Here is a 4,624-nt window from a genome sequence, read left to right on the forward strand (position 1 = left end):
TCACCATGCAGACCACCGACAACAGCCTGAACTGGCTTCTGGACACCCTCCTCGACGGCACCCCCGGCACCCGGCACGCCCTCGTGCTGTCCCGGGACGGCCTCAAGCTCTGCTGGAGCCCGGGCCTCAGCCTCGACCAGGCCGACCAGCTCTCCGCGATCTGCTCCGGCATCCAGGCGCTCGCCCAGGGCGCCTCCATGGAGTTCGGCGACGGCACCGGCGGCGTACGGCACTCCATGACCGAGTTCCACGGCGGACTGCTCTTCGTCGTCGAGGCCGGACAGGGCGCGCACCTCGCCGTCATCGCCGACGAGGACGCCGACCCCGGTGTGGTGGGCCACCAGATGAGCCAGCTCGTGTCCCAGATAGGCGAGCACCTGCGGGCCGAGCCGCGCGCCGAGGGGAGTGCCCGGCCCGGGAGCCCCGGGAGCACGGCCTCGTGACGCGCAGGCCCGTCGACGTGGGCGAACCCGACCGGCTCTACACGGTCACCGGAGGCCGCAGCCGCTCCGACGGCAGCTCCTTCGACCTGGTCACGCTGATCGTCGCCGAGTGCGAGCCGTCCGTCGGCCAGCAGTCGGAGCACGCGCGCATCCTCGAACTGTGCCGCCACCCCACGGCCGTCGTCGAGATCGCCGCGGAGCTCTCGCTGCCCATCACGGTCGTCCGCATCCTCCTGGAGGACCTGCTGGCGACCGGCCGCATCACCCCTCGTCACCCCCGCGTGGCGGCCTCCGCCGCGCTGCCCGATTCCGCTCTTCTCACGGAGGTGCTCCATGGGCTCCGCAACCTCTGAGCTGCCGTCGTCCCGGACACCGCTGCGCGACACGGCCGAAAACGGCCTGAAGATCGTCGTGGTGGGCGGCTTCGGCGTCGGCAAGACCACCCTCGTCCGCTCCGTCAGCGAGATCCGCCCCCTCAACACCGAGGAGGTGATGACGCAGGCGGGCGCCGGAGTCGACCGGATGCCCGAGTCGAGCGGCAAGAACACCACCACCGTCGCCTTCGACTTCGGCCGCATCAGCCTCAACGACCGCCTGGTGCTCTATCTGTTCGGCGCCCCCGGCCAGAAACGCTTCTGGTTCCTGTGGGACCGGCTCTTCTCCGGGACGCTCGGCGCGGTGGTGCTCGTGGACACCCGCAGGATGGACGAGTCCTGGTACGCCATCGACCGGCTCGAACACCACGGCACGCCCTTCGTCGTCGCCGTGAACCGCTTCGACGACGACACCGCGCGCCACTCCCTGGAGGACATCCGCACCGCGCTCGCGCTGCCGGACCACGTCCCCCTCATCGACTGCGACGCCCGGGTCCGCTCGTCCGGCAAGGACGTGCTGATCACGCTCGTCGACCACCTCCACCACCTGGCACGGGAACGGGAACTGACAGCATGACCGAAGCGAGTGGACCCGCGGCCGCGCCGAACACCCCGCCGCCCGGCTGCCCCGCCCACACCGCCCACCCCGACGCGGTGCCCCTGAGCGGCCTCGAGTACCAGCAGACGCCCTTCGACCTGTACCGCAGCCTGCGCAGCAAGCACGGCTCGGTCGCGCCCGTCCTGCTCGACGGCGGCGTGCCCGCCTGGCTCGTCCTCGGCTACTCCGAGGTCTCCTACGTCACCGCGCACGACGAGCTGTTCGCCCGCGACTCACGGCGCTGGAACCAGTGGGACAACATCCCCGCCGACTGGCCCCTGATGCCGTTCGTGGGCTACCAGCCCTCCGTCCTGTTCACCGAGGGCGCCGAACACCGCCGCCGCGCGGGCGTCATCACCGAGGCCCTGGAGAGCGTCGACCAGTTCGAACTCGGCCGCGAGTGCGCCTACATCGCCGACCAGCTGATCGCGTCCTTCTCCGGCCGCGGCAGCGCCGAGCTGATGAGCGTCTACACCCACCCGCTCGCCATGCGCGCCGCCGTCCACATGGTCGGCATGCCGCCCGGCGCCGCCGACACCGAGGCCCTCGTCGAGGACCTGCGGATGTCCCTGGACGCCGCTGAGGGCGACGACCCCGTGGCCGCGTACATCCGGGTCGGCGAGCGCGTCCACCACCTGGTCAAGGAGCGGCGGCAGAACCCGGGGGCCGATGTCACCTCGCGCATGCTGGAGCACCCGGCGGGCCTCTCCGACGAGGAGATCGTCCAGGACCTGATCTCCGTCATCGCCGCCGCCCAGCAGCCCACCGCGAACTGGATCTGCAACGCCCTGCGGCTGCTCCTGACCGACGAGCGGTTCGCCCTGAACGTCTCCGGCGGCCGCCTCAGCGTCAGCCAGGCGCTCAACGAGGTCCTGTGGCTCGACACGCCCACCCAGAACTTCATCGGCCGCTGGGCGGTCCGCGACACCCAGCTCGGCGGGCGCCGCATCCGCGCCGGCGACTGCCTGGTCCTCGGCCTCGCCGCCGCCAACGCCGACCCGCAGATCTGGCCGGGCGCGCAGGTGGGCTCGGAGAACTCCGCGCACCTGTCCTTCAGCAACGGCGAACACCGCTGCCCCTACCCGGCGCCGCTGCTCGCCGACGTCATCGCCCGCACCGCGGTCGAGACGCTCCTTGAGCGCCTTCCGGACCTGGTGCTCGCCGTCGACCCGGCGGAGCTGACCTGGCGGCCCTCCATCTGGATGCGTGGACTCACGGCGCTGCCGGTGCAGTTCACGCCCGTGGCACAGTGACGGCGGCGGCGCGGAGAGGCTCCGCGCCGCACGCGGCGGGACGGCGCTCAGCGCTTCACGGGCGTGAACTCCACGGGCAGGGCGGCGGGGCCCCGCGTGAACACGCCCTGCTCCGACGGTACGAAGCCGTCGGCGAGCCGGATGTCCGGCATGGCGTCCAGGAGTTGGTTGACGCCCGTCTCCACCTCGGCGCGGGCGAGCAGCGCGCCCACGCAGAAGTGCCGGCCGAGGGCGAACGCGAGGTGGTCGGCCGCCGCGGAGAAGGCGTTGGTGGCCGTCAGGTCGTCCCGGAAGATGTCGAAGCGGTCCGGTTCGCGGTAGCGCTCGCCGTCCCGGTTGGCGGAGCCGATGAGGCAGGTCACGGTGGCGCCCGCCGGAATGGTGCCGCCGGCCACCGCCACGTCGACCGCGCTCTGCCGCATGATCATGTGGACGGGCGGGCTGTGGCGCAAGGTCTCCGCGAACGCCCGGTCGATCAGGGTGCGGTCGGCGCGCACGGCGGCGAGCTGGTCGGGGTGCGTGAGCAGGTTCGCGAAGATCCCGGCGATGGCCTTGTCGGTGGTCTCGCCGCCCGCGGCGAGCAGCAGGCTGCAGAACGCCTTGATGTCCTCGTCGCTCATCCGCACGCCGTCGACCTCGGCGGCGCACAGCGCCGAGAGCAGGTCGGTCCCCGGGTTCTTCCTGCGCTCGGTGATGACCGGGAACATGTACTCGGCGAACTCCACCCGGGTCCGCTCGCCCGCCGCCGCCACCTCGGGGTCGCCCGCCAGATTCCCCAGGAACGCGATGACGGTCGTGTACCAGCCGTGGAACCGCGCGTGGTCGGCCTTGTCCAGGCCGAGCATGTCGGCGATCACGTTCACCGGGAAGCGGGTGGCGTAGTCGGCCACCAGGTCGGCGGAGCCGCGGTCGCGGAAGGCGTCGATCAGCTCCTCGGAGTTGCGCCGGATGACCGGCAGGAACACGTCCCGCAGCTCGCTGCCGCGGAAGGCCGGGGCGACCAGGGCCCGGCGCACCGCGTGTTCACGGCCGCTGAGCTGGAGTATCGTCCGGCCGTGCACGGGTTCGAGCTGCCAGTCGTAGTTCTCCGTGGTGAACTGCGCCTCCTTGTCCTTGAAGACGCGGGCCACGTCCTCGTAGCGGGAGACGAGGTAGCTTTTGGTGGGCTCGTGCCACAGCAGGGGGGCTTGTTCCCGCAGGGCGCGATAGACAGGGTAAGGATCGGCCGCGAACTCGGGCGAGAGAATGTCCGGTATGGGCTGAGCAGTGGACACGGTGCTCCTTCGGAGGGCGACTGCCTGGCCGGCTCAGCCTATTGATCAAGGAAAAGAACCAACAGAGTGCGTCAGCTGTCATCTGTCAGCTGTTCGTCGTCATCGGTCAGTTGTTACATGTCACCCATCAAGTGTTTTCCCCGCATTCCCCGAGCCCGTCGGGGCATACGGGTTCCCACCACCCCCCCAACCCCCTGGAGGCACGCCGTGGAGGCCGAGGTCAGAGTGACGGTGTTCATGGAACTGGAGACCGCCGACACACCCGGCGGCCGGGCCCCCCTCTCCGCCGAGCTCGCCTACGCGGCCGCCGATCCCTTCGCGGTCACCATGACGTTCCACTGCGAGGGCGGTGAGGTGACGCGCTGGCGTCTGGACCGCCAGCTCCTCGGCGACGGCTGCCGGGGCCCGGCCGGTGAGGGCGACGTGCGCGTCGAGCCGACCGCGGACCAGGGCCGCGGGCCGGGCGTGCGCATCGAGCTGTTCGGCATGCCGGGCCCCGCGGGCCGCTCCCACGGCGTGCTGCACATCGCCGCCGCCGACGTCACCGCCTTCCTCGCCACCGCCCACGAGGTCGTGCCGCCGGGCGCGGAGCGTATCTGCCTGGACGAACTCGTGGCCGCCTGCCTGGGCGACAGCGAGAGCCCGTTCGGGGAGCACGCGGCGTAGCCGCTGACGGCGGCGC

At 71.5% G+C, this 4,624-nt stretch carries 6 protein-coding genes; 5 read left to right on the plus strand and 1 reads right to left on the minus strand.

Features of this window, described 5'->3' with window-relative positions:
* The first annotated feature begins 5 nt into the window (after nt 1–5).
* Genes AB6L24_RS36920 through AB6L24_RS36935 form a run of 4 tightly spaced genes read left to right on the plus strand, consistent with a single transcriptional unit; the run spans nt 6 to nt 2,668 of the window.
* On the plus strand, nt 6–443 hold the full coding sequence (locus tag AB6L24_RS36920) for a roadblock/LC7 domain-containing protein (protein WP_405662861.1): 438 nt from the start codon (nt 6–8) through the stop codon (nt 441–443).
* Nucleotides 440–796 (plus strand): DUF742 domain-containing protein, encoded by a 357-nt coding sequence (locus AB6L24_RS36925; RefSeq protein ID WP_030361827.1) that lies wholly within the window; start codon nt 440–442, stop codon nt 794–796. Before AB6L24_RS36920 ends, AB6L24_RS36925 begins: the two co-directional genes overlap by 4 nt.
* The gene (locus tag AB6L24_RS36930) at nt 777–1,394 is read left to right on the plus strand and encodes a GTP-binding protein (protein ID WP_405662865.1); all 618 of its coding nucleotides are present in this window, start codon (nt 777–779) and stop codon (nt 1,392–1,394) included. The genes AB6L24_RS36925 and AB6L24_RS36930 overlap by 20 nt, the downstream gene beginning before the upstream one ends.
* On the plus strand, nt 1,391–2,668 hold the full coding sequence (locus AB6L24_RS36935; protein WP_405662868.1) for a cytochrome P450: 1,278 nt from the start codon (nt 1,391–1,393) through the stop codon (nt 2,666–2,668). Before AB6L24_RS36930 ends, AB6L24_RS36935 begins: the two co-directional genes overlap by 4 nt.
* 47 nt (nt 2,669–2,715) lie before the next feature.
* On the opposite strand, the gene AB6L24_RS36940 is transcribed toward AB6L24_RS36935, so the two are convergent.
* Nucleotides 2,716–3,942, minus strand: a complete 1,227-nt coding sequence (locus AB6L24_RS36940) for a cytochrome P450 (protein ID WP_405662870.1) — start codon at nt 3,940–3,942, stop codon at nt 2,716–2,718.
* A 207-nt stretch (nt 3,943–4,149) separates the two neighbouring features.
* On the opposite strand from AB6L24_RS36940, the gene AB6L24_RS36945 reads away from it, so the two are divergent.
* Nucleotides 4,150–4,608 carry an SsgA family sporulation/cell division regulator gene (locus tag AB6L24_RS36945; protein ID WP_405662873.1) on the plus strand — a complete coding sequence of 153 codons (459 nt, stop codon included), beginning with the start codon at nt 4,150–4,152 and terminating at the stop codon, nt 4,606–4,608.
* The last annotated feature ends 16 nt before the right edge of the window (nt 4,609–4,624 follow it).

This window comes from Streptomyces sp. RK9, assembly GCF_045070545.1.
Lineage (GTDB): Bacteria > Actinomycetota > Actinomycetes > Streptomycetales > Streptomycetaceae > Streptomyces > Streptomyces alboflavus.